Source organism: Paucibacter sp. B2R-40, from assembly GCF_025717555.1.
Taxonomy (GTDB): Bacteria; Pseudomonadota; Gammaproteobacteria; order Burkholderiales; family Burkholderiaceae_C; genus Paucibacter_A.
The window spans coordinates 34,422-51,540 of sequence record NZ_JAJIRP010000009.1; the positions used below are offsets into that span (position 1 = coordinate 34,422).

The following is a 17,119-nucleotide window of genomic DNA, read 5'->3' on the forward strand; positions in this document are numbered from 1 at the left end:
GCAGCGGCGCGGTGGGGGTGCTGAATCCCGACCCGAGTACGCCCGGCATGCGCGAGAAATTCATCCTCGGCATTCAGCATGCCTTCAGCCCGGACCTCCAGATACGTGCCTCAGGCGAACGCTACCGCGTTGACGACGCGGTCGGCAAGCTTGGCGGCGTCACCGTGCTCTCGGCGAGGCGGGCTCTCTCAAGCGGACGCGACACCCGACAGACTCGACCCGACCCGAATCGATCCTCACTTCGCTGGAACTTATTGGTCGAATCGCAGCCCTGAGCCCTCCGCCACGCTTCTATGTGCTTCAACGCACAGTTCTCACCAAGCCCGGCGCGCAGACTCGACCGTTCTAAACCTTCACGTCCGGCACCAGTTCGCGCCCCTTTTGGCGCCCTGCAGGTTTGACCTCTCCCAGGAGTCCCACCCTTGCTTTTCGACAACTTTTCGTTCCGCTCGCTCCAACTCGCCAATCACATGGTCATGGCGCCCTTGACACGCAGTCGGGCCACGCTCCAGCACACGCCAAATGCATTGATGGCAACCTACTATGGCCAGCGCGCGACCGCCGGCCTGATCATCACCGAAGGCACCTCGCCCAGCCCCAACGGCCTGGGCTACCCGCGCATCCCGGGGATGTACGACAAAGCACAAGCGCAGGCCTGGAAGGCCACCACGACGGCCGTGCACGAACAGGGCGGCACGATCTTCGTGCAGTTCATGCACTGCGGTCGGGTGGCACATGTGGCCAACCTTCCGCCCGGCGCCGAGGTTCTCGGGCCCGGCAGCGCTGTGTGCCCGGGCGAGATGTACACCGACACCCTGGGCATGCAGCCGCACAGCCCGCCTCGGGCCATGAGCGAAGCCGACATCGCACAGGCCGTCGAGGAGTACGCGACCGCCGCGAGGCTTGCCATCGAAGCGGGTTTCGATGGTGTCGAAATTCATGGCGCCAACGGCTATCTGGTCGAACAGTTTCTGAACCCGCTCGTCAACCTTCGTACCGATGGCTATGGCGTCAGCATCGAAGGCCGCAATCGTTTTGCGCTCGAGATCGCGAGTGCCACCGTCGCTGCAATTGGCCCCGACCGGGTCGGCATCCGGGTCGCGCCCTTTGGCGTTTTCAACGGCACCGGTGCGTTCCCCGAAGTGCAGGCTCAAACCCTGGCACTGGCCGGGTCACTGTCCGCGCTGGGCCTGCTGTACCTGCACCTGGTCGACCATTCGTCCATGGGTGCGCCGCCGGTGCCCGCCGATTTCAAGCTCAAGCTGCGTGCCGGCTTCGACGGGCTGTTGATCCTGTCCGGCGGCTTTGACCACGCCAGCGCCGAACAGGCCTTGCTCGAAAAACGCGGCGACCTGATCGCCTTCGGGCGGCCGTTTCTGGCCAATCCCGACCTGGTGGCGCGCATGCGCAAGGGTGCGCCACTCAACGCTCCGGACGAGGCCACCTTCTATGTACCCGGCTCCAAGGGCTACACGGACTATCCGGCCATGGCGACCTGACCCACACACCAGCCCGAGGACACATCTTCATGACTTACCAAAGCATCAACCCCAACGACGGCAAGTTGCTGACAAGCTTCGAGCACCTGAGCAATGCCCAACTCGACAAGGCGCTGGCGGCGTCTGAGAGCTGTTTCCAGACCTGGAAGCACAAGAGCTACGCCGAGCGCGCCGTCATCCTGAACCGAGCGGCGGAGCTGCTACACACCCATGGCGACGACTTCGCCCGATTGGCGACACTGGAGATGGGCAAGCGCCTTGGTGAGGCGCGCAGCGAAGTCAGGTTCAGCGGCGACATCCTGGCCTACTACGCAGAGCACGCTGAGTCTTTTCTGGCACCGGCCAAGCTGCATCCCCATCACGGCCAAGCACATATGGAAAGCTCGCCACTTGGCGTGCTGTTCTGCATCGAACCCTGGAACTTTCCCTACTACCAGCTCGCCCGCGTCGCAGGGCCGCAGCTGATGGCCGGCAATGTCCTGGTCGTGAAGCACGCCGGATGCGTGCCGCAATGCGCGATCGCGTTCGAGCAGCTGATGCTCGATGCCGGCGCACCGCTCGGTGCATACACCAACCTGCTGATTTCCTATGAACAGTCGGACCGCGTGATCGACGACCCACGCATCAAGGGCGTGGCGCTGACTGGCAGCCTCGGCGCCGGCCGCAGCGTGGCGGCCCGTGCCGGACAGAATCTGAAGAAGTCGACCATGGAGCTCGGCGGCAGCGACGCTTTCATCGTGCTCGATGACGCCGATCTGGACCAGGTGATTCCATGGGCCGTCTGGGGTCGCATGTTCAATGCCGGCCAGACTTGCTGCGCCGCCAAGCGTTTCATCGTGCTGGACGCCGTCGCCGACAAGTTCTTGGCCCGCTTCAAGTCAGCATTGGAGGACTTGAAGCCCGGCGACCCGATGATTGAAGCGACCACGCTCGGGCCGCTGTCCACCGAAGCCGCACTGGTGCAACTGTTGGCGCAGGTCGACGCCGCCGTCAAAGGCGGCGCCAAGCTGCTGCTCGGGGGCGCGCGAATCGCCCGCCCAGGCTGGTTCATGCAGGCCACCATCCTCACCGACATCGCCCCCGGCAATCCGGCGTTCCGCGACGAGTTCTTCGGCCCGGTGGCGTCGTTCTTCCGCGTCAAGAGTGAGGACGACGCTATCGCGCTGGCCAACGATTCCGATTACGGTCTCGCCGGCTCGGTGTGGACCCGGGACGAAGCGCGCGGCAAGCGCGTGGCCAGTCGTATTGAGGCCGGGATGCTGTTCGTCAACAACCTCGACTGGACCGATGCCGAACTGCCTTTCGGCGGCATCAAGCACTCGGGCTATGGCCGCGAGTTGGGCCGCATGGGCATCCAGGAGTTCGTCAACAAAAAGCTCGTGCGCAGTGGCGATATCGCCGCACCGGTCTGACTACCAAAGAATTCAAATGCACACATCGTCCATGCCATCCCAGATCACCCAGGCGCCGGTCTGGTTCATGACCCGCTACTCCACCGGCTTCGGCCCGGAATTCGCTAGGCAGCCCATTGAGCGAGGCTGCCGCACTGCGATGCGGAAGCAAACTTTCCCCCATTATTTTTAAGCAAGGAGCAAGCAGCAATGGACACAAACAACGGCAGAAACAATTTGCACGAGGTGGTAGATGAGTTCGACGTGGCGATGCTGGTGACGCACACCGCCACTACTATTCATGCCCGGCCGATGGCCATCGCGTGCCTGGACGATGGCATGGGCGCTTACCTCGTGACCGATATCAACTCGATCAAAGTCGACGAAATCAGCGTCAATCCCCGGGCGCTACTCACTTTTCAGAGCGCCAGAAAATTTGCCTCGGTGAGCGGCGAGTTGACCGTATTGCACGAGCGGCAGCTGATTGAAAAATTGTGGAAAGAAGCCTGGAAACTGTGGTTCCCGCAGGGCAAGTCCGACCCGGACATCGCCCTGCTGAAATTTACTGCATACGAAGGCGAATACTGGGACAACGCCGGCATGCAGGGACTCAAGTACGTCTACGACGCCGCGAAGGCCTATTTGGTCGGAGAAACGCCTAAGACTGACGCCGCGCAGCACGCCAAAGTGAGTTTGTAGGCCGCAGGTGTGTGAGCCGCGAACGTCGTTCGCAGCTCGGACCGGGGTGGCCTCAGAGCTCGCGGCGCCCTGGAATTTCTCGAACTGAATCAATTGCCGCCCGATGGACACGTACAACTGGTATTCACAACTGATCAAGCCGTCATGGGCACCCCCAAGCTGGCTTTTCGGGCCCGTGTGGACGGCTCTATACGCAATCATCGCGGTGACCTATGGCACCGTGTTTTACAAAACGTTTTCGGGCAAGGTTCCGCGGTGGGTGGCGCTGCCTTTTGCGCTGAATCTCATATTCAATCTGGCTTTCACGCCAATTCAGTTCGGCCTAAAGAACAATCTGCTCGCAACGCTGGATATTCTGCTGGTCGTGGGCACACTCACCTGGGCGCTTTTCGCCGTCTGGCGCGCATCGCCTGACTTGCGCTGGGTGGTCTATGCAAACAGTCCTTATCTATTGTGGGGACTGTTTGCGACCGTATTGCAAATCTCTATCACGGTTCTCAACGCCTGAGAAAATCAGCGACATCCTCCATGTTCATCAAGCTCTACGCCATCGCACTCCCCATTTTCTTGGCGATCGACATAGTCTGGCTGGGGTTTGTGGCCAAGAATTTCTATCGCGATCAAATTGGCTTTTTGATGAAAGATGAGTTCAATTGGGCGGCCGCACTGGTTTTCTATTTGTTGTTTGTCCTTGGCCTCGTGATTTTCGTCATTGCTCCGGCCATCGAAAAGAGCTCCTGGATGTACGCGCTCGTGTTCGGGGCGATCTTCGGACTGATCACCTACGCCACCTACGATCTGAGCAACCTCGCCACGCTCAAGGATTGGCCGCTTCTGGTGACGGTTGTGGATTTGGCATGGGGCGCTACGCTGGCTGCTTCGGTCTCGTTCGTCACCTACTTCATTGCACGCCGAGTTGGCCTTTGATCAAGGCCACCCCGAAGCGTGCTCGTTTCCCCATCGGCAGGTCGATTTGGACTTCATCCGTTTCAGTAGACACCTGATAAGGTCGAATTTGAAACGGAGAAGAGGAAATGAGTCGAGCAAGATATGCCCCGGAGTTCAAAGCCGAGGCGGTGAAACAGGTGACCGAGCGCGGGCATGGCGTCGTCGAAGTGGCCAAGCGCCTTGGGATTTCGGATAAAAGCTTGTACCTGTGGGTTAGGCAGGCCAAGGATCAGGATAGCGGTCCGGCGGCCACTGAGGCGGCATCCCTGCGGAGCGAAATGGCCAAGCTCAAGGCAGAGCTCAAGCGCACGACCGAGGAGCGCGACATCTTAAAAAAGGCCGCCGCGTACTTTGCCAGGGAGTCCGGTTGAAGTACGCATTCATGCAGCAGCATGTCCATGAGTTCCGCCTGAGCAGCATGTGTCGCGTGCTCAAGGTCAATCGCAGCGGCTACTACGCATGGCGGGCCCAGCCACAATCAGAGCGGGCCCGTGCCGATGAAGTGTTGCTCACCAGCATTCGCCAGTCGTACGAAGACAGCGGCAGCGTGTATGGCAGTCCGCGCGTGCTCCATGACCTCAAGGAGGCCGGCGTTCGTTGCAGCGTCAAGCGGGTAGCGCGCCTGATGCGCCAGGCCAAGCTGCGCTCCTTGCGAGGCTGCAAGCGCCCTCGCTGGCGACGCGGGGAAACGGCCGTGGTCGCGCCCAATCGCTTGGAGCGGGAGTTCACGCAAGACAAGCCAGATCAAGCCTGGGTCACTGACATCACCTACATTCGGACCCATGAGGGCTGGCTCTACTTGGCAGTAGTAATAGATCTGTACTCGCGTGCAGTAGTGGGTTGGTCGATGAAGGCGACCATGGCGACCGAGCTGGCCTTGGATGCGCTGATGATGGCCGTTTGGCGTCGCCGCCCAGTTGCTCCTGTGATCATCCACTCAGACCAGGGCAGCCAGTTTGGAAGCGATGCATTCACGCGCTGGTGCCGAGCTCATCAACTCGTTCCAAGCATGAGCAGGCGTGGCAACTGCTGGGACAATGCAGTCGCAGAATCGTTCTTCAGCAGCCTCAAAAAAGAGCGAATCAAGCGCCACATTTATGCGACACGCAGTGAAGCCAAGTCAGATGTGTTTGACTACATTGAGGGCTTCTAGGGTTAATGAGTGTGCTCATGTGTCGAGGCCTGAAAAGTGACGCGCCAGTATCTCTGGGCACTGACTGGAGTGCAGCGGTGTTGCGATGGATCGCCAGCCCGGTGCGCGAACCGACCGCCCGGTGCCGCGAGGGGGAATCGACTGCCTTGGGCTGCGAGTTTTTGTGGCAGAGGTTGGCTCCATGCTCGAACGCCATCGGCTGGCCTAATTCCCAAGAGAGGGATACGAAGACCAAGAAAGCAGAGCCGAGGTTGAGGCTGAGGCTGAGGCTGAGGCTTAGTTAACTGTTTGGGTCAACGGCAGCTTACTGGAGATGATGGGGGGCTCCCGGCCCTTGCCTTGAATGTCTAAACCGTTTTTACTTAAAACTTAGGCAACTGGTTAATCCCATTCTTCTAATGAAGTGATGCCGCCATCAACCCACGTCAATTCTATTTTTTTGGTAGGTAAAATCCACTTCCTCATATTCATTGAGTTTCATGAGGTCGGGATGTTTTTTATTGGGCATGTGGAAATCGATGGAGGCGATATTGGCTTTGGTCAACTTAATAGTTGTAGTGCTGCTTCTCGGAACCGGTAACGCCCAGCGCCCAGAACTGAAGCTCCCATTCCGTAATATTCTCATTATGGGTGAGGAGGTTGTAGAGAAGGGGGAGGATTTGTCCAATTCCTTGGTACTGACAAAAGGCTTTTGCATGCATTTGCCGGTAGGTAGACCAGAAGCAGTATCCCGCGGCGAGATGATTTCATGCGAAGCAGCGATAACCATGATCTTGCCTTCGCGGCCATTTTGGGTCACGGAGTCTTTGATTTCTCCGGACTTTTGTCACTTTATTTTCAGATAACAGTTTAATGCCATGAGAGTTCTCCTTCTATATGTGAAATGTTTGTTTGTTAGTCAAAATATAACTAATATATTTTTCTCTCTCATTAAGAATGTGCCGCCGTTGACCAAAACGGTCGCCGAACCGAACGTCAGCTATGCGCTGCTTGCTCGAAGAGTTGGCCTGGAGCAGGCTGGAATATTTCCGGGGTACCGACTGCATGGCAAGTCATTGCCCATAGCTGCAATTCAGCGCTATGTCTCTTTCATCAAGTAGCGACCCATTGCGGTACTTGGAGCGAAAGAGCTCGGTTTCCCGTAGCAGTCGTTCAACGACAGAAAGGGGCACCCCCCCCAATTCAAGGGACGCTCGCCTGCTGAGCTTAGACGCTGGTGAGCTACGATCGCGAGCATGCGCTGACGCATGCTTGACGGAGTTCTAGATGCACCGCTTTCTCAAGGCCTGTACCGGATTTTCACTCGCAGCCCTTTTGCTGGCTGCCGGCTCAGCCCAGGCAGAGGACTTCCAGTTCTCGTACCGTTTCAACACGGGTGAGCTGGTTACTGGCTCATTTGCCGGCACGCTCAGCGGCGATATGGTGAGCGACATCTCGCAACTGGCGGTGAGCATCAACGGCGTGGCCTTCGGCGGCACGCTGAACGCGTTCAGCTATACCAGCCCGGGCAACCAATGCCCCAGTTGCTTTGCTGCTACCGGCGCTATGGCCTCGTTCAACCCGCTGAAGAACAATTTCTACTTCTCAGACGGCAACGCCGTCTCCGGCACCGGCATCACCAACTATTTCTACGTGATTCCCTGGCCGAATGGCAGCGACAACCCAGTGGCCTCCCAGGCGTACATCAACAATACCGCGATCAACGCTTACAACGGCCAATACGTGCCGCAGAACTGGATACTGTCGGCGGTTCCTGAGCCGGCGTCCATTCCTATGATGCTGCTGGGCCTGGCCGGTATCGCCGGGCTCGCCGGCCAACGCTTACGCGGTCAGCGCAAACCCGCCGCCTCAGCGCAGGCCTAGCGCTGGGATTCGGCAGCGCTCTTCACCGTGCGTGCCCTTGAGGGCCTGCTTGACGCTGAAGGAGGGGCTGAAGCTGACAAATCTGAAGAACTGTTGATGGTCGGGAGCGTAAGGCCAAATCATCGACAGTAAGCCGCCGTTGGCCAAAACGGTCGGCAAACGAGCGCCAGCTGTGAGGCGCTTGTTCGAACTGTTGACCTAGAACAGGCTCGGACCTTTCGCGGGTCCTGACTGCGTGGCAACTCCGCGCCCATAGCTGTCGCCCATCGGCAGACGCTTGCAGCCTGATTGCTGCCGCTCAGTTTTAGATTCTCAATGACCGCTTCCTTCCAGTTATGCGATTGAGCGGCTCATCGGCTGGATGTCCGAGCTAGCTCCGGAAGCGGCCGCTCGGCGAATTCAAGGCAAAGCATTTCTAAGGATAAGGGCTAGCAAGGCTCGCAGGATGTAGTCACTATTGGTGCCCGTCCTGGCTTCTAATTGCTGGATGAATATGTCTGCAAAAACCAGCCCGCCGGAGCTTCCGAATTTTCGCGACCCCGCCACCTTGCGCGCCCATGTGCGACATACCTTGAGTTTTTACGATCCAGTGTGCGTCGATCCAAGTGGCGGTTTCTTTCACTTCTACCGCGATGACGGGCGGGTCTATGACTCACAGACCCGCCACCTGGTCAGCAGCACTCGCTTTGTCTTCAACTATGCAATGGCCTATCGCAATTTCGGGAGCGAGCAGTACCGGCAGATGATGCGCCACGGCCTGCGCTTCCTGCGCGACGTCCATCGCCAACCCGACACAGGCGGCTACCTTTGGTGCTTGCGCTGGCAAGACGGCGCTGCCCTGTCCATAGACGCCGACAACCATTGTTACGGTCTTGCCTTCGTGCTGCTGGCTTATGCCCATGCCGCCTTGGCCGGCGAGCCGGAAGCCGTGGATTGGATTGACGAAACTTGGTGCTTGATGGAGGCTCAATTTTGGAGTCCTGAGCATGGCCTCTACGCCGACGTGGCCAGCGCCGATTGGGCAAGACTTGACCCTTACCGAGGTCAGAACGCCAATATGCATGCCTGCGAAGCGCTGCTGGCGGCCTTTGACGCGACCGCCAATCAGCGCTATTTGCTGCGCGCCGAAACCCTGGCGCGCAATATCACCATGCGTCAAGCAGCGCTTGCAGACGGCCTGATCTGGGAGCATTACAAATCCGACTGGCTGCCCGATTGGGACTACAACCGCGAAGACAAGACAAACATCTTCCGTCCTTGGGGCATTCAGCCGGGTCATTTGAGCGAATGGGCCAAGCTCTTGCTGACGCTGGAGCGCCACCGCGCTTTGCTGCCTGGAGATGGCGAATGGTTGCTGCCGCGTGCGCAGGCCCTGTTCAGCCAGGCGATGCGCCACGCCTGGGACCGCGAGCATGGCGGCCTGGTCTACGGCTTTGCGCCAGACGGCGAAGTATGCGATGCCGACAAATATTTCTGGGTGCAGGCCGAAAGCCTGGCCGCTGCCGGCCTCTTGGCCCTGCGCACCGGCGAGGCCCAGTATTGGGCCTGGTACGACTTGATTTGGTCTTACGCCTGGGACCATATGATCGATCACAGGCATGGCGCATGGTTTCGCATCCTCAAGCCGGACAACAGCGCCTATAGCGACGAGAAGAGCCCGGCCGGCAAGACGGATTACCACACCATGGGCGCCTGCTACGAGATGATGGCCGCGCTGGAGCGGGCGCAATGATGGCCGATCAGGTCGGTATGCCCGCCGTGGTTTCCTTCGGCGAGGCGCTGACCGACATGATTCGCAGCGGCCCCGAGCAATGGGTTTCGATCTGTGGCGGGGCGCCTTGGAATTTGGCGCGGGCGCTGGCGGGGCTGGGCGTGCCGACGGCCTTTGGAGGCGCGATCAGTGCCGATGTGTTTGGTCAGGCCATCTGGGTGGCCAGCCAAGCGGCCGGCCTGGATATGCGCTTCACCCAGCAATTGCCCGGTCGCTCGCCGCTGTTGGCGATCGTCCATGAGACCTCACCGCCGCAATACTTCTTTGTCGGCGACGACAGTGCCGATCTGCACTTTGATGCAGAAGCATTGCCGGCCGGTTGGACAGAGGCTTTGCAATGGGCGCACTTCGGCGGCATCAGTTTGACGCGTGAGCCCTTGGCGGCGCGACTGCTTGGCCTGGCCGAGTCGCTCAAGCACAAGGGCAAGCGCATCAGCTATGACCCGAACTTCCGCGCCATGGCCATGGACGCGAGCTATGACACCACGCTCGAACGCATGTGTCGCATCGCCGACGTGATCAAAGTCTGGGATGAAGACCTCTGCGGCCTGTTCCGCTGCGCGGACCCTGGGCTCGGGCTGGCGCAGATCAGCGAGTGGAATCCCCATGCTTTGCTGCTGCTAACGCGAGGCGCAGACGGCGCCAGTCTTTTCCAACCTCAGCTGCAAGTGCATGCGCGCCCGCCGCTGATTGAGGTGAAGGACACGGTCGGCGCCGGGGATGCCGCGATGGCCGGCCTCTTGTTCAGTTTGATGCGCGCGCCCGCTGCCGAGGCGCAGCAGCATCTGCGTTGGGCGGTGGCCGCCGGCGCCGCAGCCTGCCAAGTGGCGGGGGCGGCGGCGCTGAGCGCCGCGCAGCTTGAGCTGTTGGCGGCGCAGGTGCAAACACAATAGAACGCGGTTCTAGCGCTCAATATCCACGTACTGCCACCAATCTGCCCAAAACACCGGCCTGCGATAGCCCTGCACCCAGGGCTGGGTCAGGTCATTGCTGAGCAAATGCGCGGTGATCTTGTAGGGCGCGTAGGCAACGGCCAATCGCTTGACCTCCAGGAACAGGGCTTCGCGCTCGGGGCCGTCCGGCAGCGCTTGCAGGCGGTCGAACAGCGCGTCGAAGGCCGGCAGCGCGAAGCGGGCGACGTTTTGCGAACCGGCCTGCGGGCCGTGATAGCGCGCCAGCGCGGCGATACCGTCCGGCACGTCTGCCGCGACGCTGAAGCCCCAGATCATCAATTTGCCGGCACGCGCAGCCTTCAGGTGCTCGGGGAACTTGGCGGTATTGAACTTCACCCGCAGCATGCCCAACAGTATTGGTTAACCCAGCTTGGCGCCGGGCGCGCCTGGCAGAAAACTAAGCGATGCGTCCAACCTTACGCCAAATTTAGACGGTCTTCGATCAGGAGCACAGTGCAGCCGCGCAGTAGCGCCGCGCCAGCAACTACAACGATTCAATTCGGTTAGAAAAGGCGCTTGGCTCACGTTGTCGCTTGACGTTATCCCGATCGCCCCCTGTGTCGAACTGAGAGGTCTATTTAGCGTATGGGTTCGCCTCGCACTTTGAGCTGCAGCGCGATGCGGCCTAACCCAGCGCTCGAGTGGACCTCCACCAGCTGGCCACGCTATGCTGTCTGTATATTTTCACCTCCGAGCCCAACTGGCTGCGGCCCTTCAGCTCGAACGTTAAAAGTCGCAACAAGCAAAGGCTACCGATGGATTTGACTGATTACCGGGCTTCTTCTTCGGAGCAGCAGCGGACCGCAGACCTTCTTCGCCTTATGCCGACGGGGGGGCGATATTCGTTGGACATCGGCGCTCGAGATGGACATTTCTCGCTGTTGATGGCTGACCGCTTTGAAAGGGTGACGGCTCTTGATCTAACCCAGCCGAACATTTCCCACCCAAGGATTCAGTGCATCAAGGGAAACGCTGCGGAAATGCAGTTTCCCGACAATGCATTCGATTTTGTACTTTGCGCCGAAGTTCTAGAGCATGTGCCCACCGCAATTTTGCAAAACGTGTGCCAAGAAATTCAAAGAGTTGCCAGTCACCAAATTTTGATTGGCGTTCCCTACAAGCAAGACATTAGAGTGGGGCGTACAACCTGCTATAGCTGTGGAAGGTCGAACCCTCCTTGGGGCCATGTAAATTCGTTTGATGAGCAGCGCATCATGAAGTTGTTCAGCTCTTGCAAGGTTGACGCCATCTCTTTTGTTGGATCGAGTACTTCTCAGACGAATTCGCTCTCGACCAAACTGATGGACTTTGCCGGGAATCCGTATGGCACCTACAGTCAGGAAGAACCATGCGTACATTGCGGGCGTAGCTTACTTCCTCCACCAAGACGAAATCCGGCTCAACTGGTCGCCACAAAGCTTGCATTCTGGTCGTGCAAGGCAACTAAGCTGCTGGCGAAGCCGCGAGGAAACTGGATACACGTAGTTCTTCGCAAGATCGACGACGCATAACCGCTCGTTCCAGCCGACTACCTACGGCGGCTGAACTCGAACGCTAGGCGTCATGAAGACGGCCCCCGCTCATCACGCTGCTCGCCTTGTTGGTCATGACCGCCTCACCGGTCGCAGCAAACAAGGGAAATATGGACCCCGACCAGGAGGGGGTCAGCAATCGCCGAAGCTCTGAGGCGTCCATCCTCTGGAAGACCAAGCAGAACGATGGCTTCACGTCGTCGTCGATCGTTGCCTTGGACTTTGTGTGCTTCTCGGATGAGAAGGAAGATGCCGAGCGCCTGGCGAAAGTACTTTCCGAGAACTGCACAGTAGGCATCAATCCCAATGTTGATTCAGGGTATTGGCTATTCAAAGGCTCTGGCGGGACTCTCAATGCCGGCCTTACAACGTGCACTGATATGCAACAGTTTTTAGGTGTCGATGTCGGGGCGCAATTGTGCAACGGCCGTTCAGGCGAGCGACTCACAAAAGCCCCGGTCTGTCATTTGGGGGGGGGGCGGTGCCGTTTGATCCGCCAAAGATTTTGCGACCAATCAATTGTATGAATTCGACTTGGTCAACCGGCAAGCGGCGCCAGGCTCTGACCTCAAAGCGACCGCGCAACGCCGCGCAGGGCGGGGGACTCCTGGGTTTGGATCAGGTAAACGGGGATGGCCTGCAGGTAGTCGCTGAAGCGACCTTTTCCGACAAAACGTGATTGAAACGCAGAGCAAGCCAAGCGATCCGCCAGCCTTGGCAAGATGCCTCCGCCGAGATAGAGGCCGCCTCTGGCTCCAAGGGTGAGGGCCAAGTTGCCCGCCATTGCGCCCAAGAAGGCGAAAAAGAGTTCCAGCGCCTCTCCGGCCCGACTGTCGCTGTGTGCCAGGGCCGCTGCGCTGATTTGGGCGGCGGTCAAGGGGCCGGCGTTCGGTTGGGCGGGTGTGGGCGCGCCGTCCAGGCTGGACAAGGCTTCATAGACCCAGACCAAACCTTGGCCCGACACCGCTCGCTCGGCCGAGGCATGCCCGAAGCGCGTTTGCAAATGTTGCAAGACCGCCCATTCGCGCGGCGTGCTGGCGCACAAGCTGCCGTGGCCACCTTCACTGTCCAGCACTTGGTATCTGAAGTCTTTGCCAGTGCCAGCAGGAATCAGCCCCGACACCCCCAGGCCGGTGCCGGGGCCAATCAGGGCCAGGGCCGCACCGGGTACCGGCGCCCCACCACAAATCAACCGCTTCTCGTCGTCCGCCAAGTCGGGCAAGGCAAGCGCCAGAGCGGTGAAATCGTTCATCACCACTAGCCGTTGCAGCCCCAGTGCTTGGCGCATTTGCTCAATCGAAAAAGACCAGTGGTGATTGGTCATGCTGACCCGGTCACCGGACACCGGGTTGGCAATGCCGATGGCAGCTTGGTCGGGGTGGCCGCGACCGAGCTCAAGCAGATAAGCTTCGATCGCCATTTGAAGGCTGGCAAATTCGGCACAGGGGTAGCTGCGCACCGTTTCTATAGGCCCACCGACCTCGCTTTGCCAGGCAAAGCGGGCATTGGTGCCGCCGATATCGGCCAAAAGAATGGCGTTTGATTTTGGGGTCATGCGAGACGGGGTTTTCTGGGCTGAGTGAAAAAATTGGGCGCCTGTGCTGCTCAATCCAAGCGCTGAGTCGTTCGGGCTCCTAGCGGGCTTTGGCGGCGCTGACCATCTTTTGCATTGCCTCGGCCGGCGTCATCCTGTCGCTGTTCCAGAATTGGCTGACCACCTCTTTGATGGCGCCTTCGACAGCCGAGCTGACCGCCATGCCGTTTGCCACCGAGGGCAGCAGGGCGGCCGACTTGGCGGCGGCGGTGAAGTCCAGAGCCGAGGCCTTGGCGCAGTCGTCGAACTTGTCCATCTTCTGTCCCATGCGGACCGGGATGCTGCCTTTGTTGAGATTGAAGACTTCCTGGAATTCCGGCGACATGACGGCGCTGGCCAGGTCTTTCTGCGCCACCGTGTTGGCCGGATTCTTGAGCTTGAACATCGCGAAGGAGTCGATCACGTATATAAAAGCTTTGGCCGAGCCCGGTGCGGGCGTGCAGATGAAACCCTTGCCGGGCAAGCTGCCCGCGGCCAGAAACTCTCCTTTGGCCCAGTCCCCCATGAACTGCATGCCAGCCTCACCCTTGATCACCATTGCCGTGGCCAAATTCCAGTCGCGCCCGGGCGAGTTTTTGTCGGTATAGGGCTTGATGCGCTTGAAGGTGCTCAAGACCGCCTCCATCGTCGCTCCGCTCAACTCGGCTGGATTCAATTGCACCAAGGCCTTTCGATAGAACTCGGGGCCACCGACTCCCAGTGCGACGGTTTCAAACAGGGTCAGGTCTTGCCAGGTCTGGCCGCCATGGGCAAGGGCGATTACGCCGGCCTTCTTCAGCGTTTCTGCTGCGATAAAGAACTCGTCCCAGTTGGATGGAGGTTTGGCGCCCGTGCGTGCGAACACTGCCGGGTTCAGCCACAGCCAGTTGACGCGATGCACATTGACAGGCACGGCGATGTAGTCGCCTTTGAACTTCATTTGCTCGCTGACCACCTTGGGCAGGAGTTCATCCCAATGTTCGGCCTTGGCGACATCATTGATGCTGGCGAGCACACCCGTGCTTGCCCAGGCCTGCAGGGAAGGGCCTTTGATTTGCGCGGCCGCTGGTGCATTGCCGGACAACACGCGCGACTTCAGCACGGTGATGGCGGAATCGCCGCCGCCACCGGCCACGACAAAGTCTTTCCATGTATGACCCTTGGCCTGCATGCTGGCTTTCAAGGCTTGCGCTGCTCTGGCCTCGCCGCCGCTGATCCACCAATGCAAGACTTCTATTTCTCCGGCTCGTGCAGGAGCCGCCAGTGCTTGCAGGCAGACTACCGCCAGCATCGCCAAATGATGGACCTTCATCGAATTCGTCCTCCCTATGTGTTGCTGGCTGAACGCCGCGTGCACCTCAGTTTGAATTATTATTAACGAAATATTAATATCATAGACAGGGGCTATCCCTGACCGGCCGCCGGAAGTTCGACTCTGGCCAAGGCGCCATGCGGCTGAACCGGCAGCAACTGCACCCGGCCTGCGTGGCGTTCGACGATCTCGCGCACGATGGCCAAACCCAGTCCGCAACCGGTGCCGTCATGCGTGGCGCGAACGAAGCGCTCGAATACATGGGCCAGCTCACTCTCCGGTAGGCCAGGCCCGTTATCCTCGACTTCGAGCAAGATCTGGTTCGCTTGAGCGTAAACGCGTACGGTGACGCTGGCGCCTCGGCCGGCATAGCGGATAGCGTTGTCAATCAAATTGACCAGCGCTTCGCGCAGCAAGGATTCGAAGCCGCGCACGGGTTTGCTGGCCCCCAGGTCGGGCGATTCAAACCCCAGGTCGACGCCTGCCGCCAAGGCGCGCGGCACCATTTCAGTCGTGATTTCGCGCGCCATCTGGGACAGGTCAAACTTTTGCCTCGCCTGTTGGCTGGCAGATTCCGGCTCCGCGCGGGCTAGGCTGAGCAGCTGATTGACCAGATGTGCACTTCGCGTAGCGCTGCTATGTACCAGTTGCAGCCGCGCGCGCAGCTCAGGGTCTTTGGCGTCTAGCAGGGCCAGTTCGGTTTGGCTTTTGAGCCCCGCCAACGGTGTGCGCAACTGGTGTGCAGCGTCGCTGATGAAGCGTTTTTGCGCCACGACATTGTGGTTGACCTCGACCAGCAGGCTGTTCATGGCCAAGGCCAGCGAGCGCACCTCGGGCGGCGCGGCATCGATCTTGATGGGGGTCAGGTCGTTCGCCGCGCGTCCTTCGACCTGGCGTTGCAGCAAGGCCAGCGGTTTCAGGCCAGTGCGAACGCCGCCCCAAACAATGATGGTCATCAAGGCCATCAAGGCCGACAGCGGCAGCACGGTGTCGAGCAGGATCTGGCCCGCCAGCGCTTCCCTGTTGGTGCTGGAACGCGCCACTTGCACCAGCATGCTCTGGCCCGGCGAGTCCGGCGAATGTGCTGTGCCATAGCGCAGCAGAAGTGCGGCAACGCGCAGGCGGACCGGCTGCGATCTGCTTGCCGACTTCTTCCCCATACTATGGGGCTCAGCATCCGTGTCGCTGGCCGCATCGACGGCTGCCAGGGTGCCGTCGTAGAAGTAGGGCTCGCCGTAAACCGGCTTGGCATTCTTCGGCAGGGCCGGCAGGTTGCGATTGCCGAGGATGAACTGACCCGGTGGCATGCTGACGGTATAGAGCACGCGGTCACTCGGGTCCGCCTCCAGGATGTCTTGTGCCGCGCGCGGAAAATCGATGAACAAGCCGTTGTCCAGCGGCTTGACCTGGCGCGCCAATGTGCGCGATGTTTGCGACAAACTGGCATCAATCGCCGCATTGGTGTAATGCTCGGCCAGCTTGTAGGTGAACAGGGCCGCCGCCAGCCAAAGCACCACTTGCGGCATCAGCAGCCAGATAAACAGCTGCCGGTGCAGAGAGGGTGCCGCATTGCTCATGGCGATGTCGGGCTGCTGCCCAAGCCGCTTGCGCTCCCACTGCTGGATTCGGCTTCCAACAGATAGCCCAGCCCCCGCACGGTGCGAATTTGCAGTCCTGTCCCTTCGAGCTTGCGGCGCAGACGGTGGATATAGACCTCGACCGAATTGCCGCCGCTGCTTTCGCCACGGTCCTGCGCCCAGGCCGCAATGATTTGCTCCTTGGTGACAACCCGGTCGCGCTCCAACAAGAGCAGGTCCAGCAGCAGCCATTCGCGCGGGCTCAAATCGAGCGATTCGCCGAGCACGCTGGCGCGCCGCGCTCCGCGGTCGAAGTTCAACTTGCCCAATTCCTGTCCGGCCATCAAGGGGCGCCCGCGCCTCAGTAGCGCGTGCAGCCGAGCTTCCAGCTCCGGGAAATCAAAAGGCTTGGTGAGGTAGTCATCGGCCCCGGCGTTGAGGCCTGCGACGCGGTCATCCAAGCTGTCCAGCGCCGTCAACACCAAGACCGGCAAATGGCGTTTGGCCGCTCGAAGCCGCTTCAACACTGTCAGGCCATCCACCATCGGCAAGCCCAGGTCGAGGATGGCGATATCAAACGGCGTCTTGAGCAGCAAATACTCGGCCACCGCCCCATTGGGCGCGTGCTCGACCTCGAAGCCGGCCCGTCGCAGTTGCACGTTCAAGGCGTCGGCCAAGATGGCATCGTCTTCGGCAAGCAATAGATTCATGGCGGGGGACCTGTGGGTTTTGGCTCTAAAAACACAAATTCGAGGGTTAACACCAAATTAATGAAACATTAACATGGTTAAGAATGTGCGCAAGCTTCAGCGCTTTATGACAGGGCAGTGTAATGTCCGATCGCTGAC

17 protein-coding genes and 1 pseudogene are annotated in these 17,119 nt (G+C 59.7%); 12 read left to right on the top strand and 6 right to left on the bottom strand.

Annotation, left to right across the window (positions count from 1 at the left end; translation table 11 throughout):
• Positions 1-47 precede the first annotated feature (47 nt).
• The 7 genes and pseudogenes from LNV09_RS17795 to LNV09_RS17830 form a co-directional block, all read left to right on the top strand.
• On the top strand, positions 48-275 hold the full coding sequence (locus LNV09_RS17795; protein ID WP_263558413.1) for a hypothetical protein: 228 nt from the start codon (positions 48-50) through the stop codon (positions 273-275).
• Positions 276-422: 147 nt separating this feature from the next.
• Positions 423-1,499, top strand: coding sequence for an alkene reductase (locus LNV09_RS17800; RefSeq protein ID WP_263558414.1), 1,077 nt, complete (start codon positions 423-425; stop codon positions 1,497-1,499).
• Between the two features lie 29 nt (positions 1,500-1,528).
• Complete coding sequence (locus LNV09_RS17805) at positions 1,529-2,911, top strand: NAD-dependent succinate-semialdehyde dehydrogenase (protein WP_263558415.1); 1,383 nt, start codon at positions 1,529-1,531, stop codon at positions 2,909-2,911.
• A 189-nt stretch (positions 2,912-3,100) separates the two neighbouring features.
• Positions 3,101-3,589, top strand: a complete 489-nt coding sequence (locus tag LNV09_RS17810) for a pyridoxamine 5'-phosphate oxidase family protein (RefSeq protein WP_263558416.1) — start codon at positions 3,101-3,103, stop codon at positions 3,587-3,589.
• A 103-nt stretch (positions 3,590-3,692) separates the two neighbouring features.
• A complete protein-coding gene (locus LNV09_RS17815) occupies positions 3,693-4,097 on the top strand; it encodes a TspO/MBR family protein (RefSeq protein ID WP_263558417.1) in 405 nt (134 codons plus the stop codon).
• Between the two features lie 20 nt (positions 4,098-4,117).
• Complete coding sequence (locus LNV09_RS17820; protein ID WP_263558418.1) at positions 4,118-4,516, top strand: DUF2177 family protein; 399 nt, start codon at positions 4,118-4,120, stop codon at positions 4,514-4,516.
• A 107-nt stretch (positions 4,517-4,623) separates the two neighbouring features.
• A pseudogene (locus tag LNV09_RS17830) lies at positions 4,624-5,687 on the top strand (IS3 family transposase); the annotation flags it as partial.
• Positions 5,688-6,105: 418 nt separating this feature from the next.
• Here LNV09_RS17830 and tssD read toward each other — a convergent pair.
• Positions 6,106-6,501, bottom strand: coding sequence for a type VI secretion system tube protein TssD (gene tssD / locus LNV09_RS17835; protein WP_411969321.1), 396 nt, complete (start codon positions 6,499-6,501; stop codon positions 6,106-6,108).
• 455 nt (positions 6,502-6,956) lie between these two features.
• Between tssD and LNV09_RS17840 the strand changes: the two genes are divergently transcribed.
• The 3 genes from LNV09_RS17840 (at position 6,957) to LNV09_RS17850 (ending at position 10,217) form a co-directional block, all read left to right on the top strand.
• Entirely contained in the window at positions 6,957-7,553 is a 597-nt protein-coding gene (locus tag LNV09_RS17840; RefSeq protein WP_263558422.1) for a PEP-CTERM sorting domain-containing protein, read from the top strand.
• 487 nt (positions 7,554-8,040) lie between these two features.
• Entirely contained in the window at positions 8,041-9,285 is a 1,245-nt protein-coding gene (locus tag LNV09_RS17845; protein ID WP_411969312.1) for an AGE family epimerase/isomerase, read from the top strand.
• A complete protein-coding gene (locus LNV09_RS17850) occupies positions 9,285-10,217 on the top strand; it encodes a carbohydrate kinase family protein (protein ID WP_263558629.1) in 933 nt (310 codons plus the stop codon). Before LNV09_RS17845 ends, LNV09_RS17850 begins: the two co-directional genes overlap by 1 nt.
• A gap of 9 nt (positions 10,218-10,226) precedes the next feature.
• On the opposite strand, the gene LNV09_RS17855 is transcribed toward LNV09_RS17850, so the two are convergent.
• Positions 10,227-10,622 (bottom strand): periplasmic substrate-binding domain-containing protein, encoded by a 396-nt coding sequence (locus LNV09_RS17855; protein ID WP_263558424.1) that lies wholly within the window; start codon positions 10,620-10,622, stop codon positions 10,227-10,229.
• A gap of 410 nt (positions 10,623-11,032) precedes the next feature.
• On the opposite strand from LNV09_RS17855, the gene LNV09_RS17860 reads away from it, so the two are divergent.
• Together LNV09_RS17860 and LNV09_RS17865 are read left to right on the top strand one after the other, a co-directional pair.
• Complete coding sequence (locus tag LNV09_RS17860; RefSeq protein ID WP_263558425.1) at positions 11,033-11,788, top strand: class I SAM-dependent methyltransferase; 756 nt, start codon at positions 11,033-11,035, stop codon at positions 11,786-11,788.
• Positions 11,789-11,874: 86 nt separating this feature from the next.
• Positions 11,875-12,336: a hypothetical protein gene (locus LNV09_RS17865; RefSeq protein WP_263558426.1), complete on the top strand. Its 462-nt coding sequence runs from the start codon at positions 11,875-11,877 to the stop codon at positions 12,334-12,336.
• A 41-nt stretch (positions 12,337-12,377) separates the two neighbouring features.
• Here LNV09_RS17865 and glk read toward each other — a convergent pair whose 3' ends face one another.
• The 4 genes from glk to LNV09_RS17885 all read right to left on the bottom strand — a co-directional run bounded on the left by glk (position 12,378) and on the right by LNV09_RS17885 (position 16,981).
• A complete protein-coding gene (gene glk / locus LNV09_RS17870; protein WP_263558427.1) occupies positions 12,378-13,364 on the bottom strand; it encodes a glucokinase in 987 nt (328 codons plus the stop codon).
• A gap of 79 nt (positions 13,365-13,443) precedes the next feature.
• Positions 13,444-14,694, bottom strand: coding sequence for an ABC transporter substrate-binding protein (locus tag LNV09_RS17875; protein ID WP_263558428.1), 1,251 nt, complete (start codon positions 14,692-14,694; stop codon positions 13,444-13,446).
• A 92-nt stretch (positions 14,695-14,786) separates the two neighbouring features.
• Positions 14,787-16,271 (bottom strand): sensor histidine kinase, encoded by a 1,485-nt coding sequence (locus tag LNV09_RS17880; RefSeq protein ID WP_263558429.1) that lies wholly within the window; start codon positions 16,269-16,271, stop codon positions 14,787-14,789.
• Complete coding sequence (locus LNV09_RS17885) at positions 16,268-16,981, bottom strand: response regulator transcription factor (RefSeq protein ID WP_263558430.1); 714 nt, start codon at positions 16,979-16,981, stop codon at positions 16,268-16,270. Before LNV09_RS17885 ends, LNV09_RS17880 begins: the two co-directional genes overlap by 4 nt.
• Positions 16,982-17,119: the final 138 nt, after the last annotated feature.

What these genes read in the sequence shown, in the direction of transcription:
- LNV09_RS17795 (WP_263558413.1), top strand. Translation starts at nt 48, where the DNA reads ATGCGCGAGAAATTCATCCTCGGCATTCAGCATGCCTTCAGCCCGGAC.
- LNV09_RS17840 (WP_263558422.1), top strand. Translation starts at nt 6,957, where the DNA reads ATGCACCGCTTTCTCAAGGCCTGTACCGGATTTTCACTCGCAGCCCTT.
- LNV09_RS17885 (WP_263558430.1), bottom strand. Translation starts at nt 16,981, where the DNA reads ATGAATCTATTGCTTGCCGAAGACGATGCCATCTTGGCCGACGCCTTG.
- LNV09_RS17805 (WP_263558415.1), top strand. Translation starts at nt 1,529, where the DNA reads ATGACTTACCAAAGCATCAACCCCAACGACGGCAAGTTGCTGACAAGC.
- glk (WP_263558427.1), bottom strand. Translation starts at nt 13,364, where the DNA reads ATGACCCCAAAATCAAACGCCATTCTTTTGGCCGATATCGGCGGCACC.
- LNV09_RS17845 (WP_411969312.1), top strand. Translation starts at nt 8,041, where the DNA reads ATGAATATGTCTGCAAAAACCAGCCCGCCGGAGCTTCCGAATTTTCGC.
- LNV09_RS17820 (WP_263558418.1), top strand. Translation starts at nt 4,118, where the DNA reads ATGTTCATCAAGCTCTACGCCATCGCACTCCCCATTTTCTTGGCGATC.
- LNV09_RS17810 (WP_263558416.1), top strand. Translation starts at nt 3,101, where the DNA reads ATGGACACAAACAACGGCAGAAACAATTTGCACGAGGTGGTAGATGAG.
- LNV09_RS17880 (WP_263558429.1), bottom strand. Translation starts at nt 16,271, where the DNA reads ATGAGCAATGCGGCACCCTCTCTGCACCGGCAGCTGTTTATCTGGCTG.
- LNV09_RS17850 (WP_263558629.1), top strand. Translation starts at nt 9,285, where the DNA reads ATGGCCGATCAGGTCGGTATGCCCGCCGTGGTTTCCTTCGGCGAGGCG.
- LNV09_RS17815 (WP_263558417.1), top strand. Translation starts at nt 3,693, where the DNA reads ATGGACACGTACAACTGGTATTCACAACTGATCAAGCCGTCATGGGCA.
- LNV09_RS17875 (WP_263558428.1), bottom strand. Translation starts at nt 14,694, where the DNA reads ATGAAGGTCCATCATTTGGCGATGCTGGCGGTAGTCTGCCTGCAAGCA.
- LNV09_RS17860 (WP_263558425.1), top strand. Translation starts at nt 11,033, where the DNA reads ATGGATTTGACTGATTACCGGGCTTCTTCTTCGGAGCAGCAGCGGACC.
- LNV09_RS17855 (WP_263558424.1), bottom strand. Translation starts at nt 10,622, where the DNA reads ATGCTGCGGGTGAAGTTCAATACCGCCAAGTTCCCCGAGCACCTGAAG.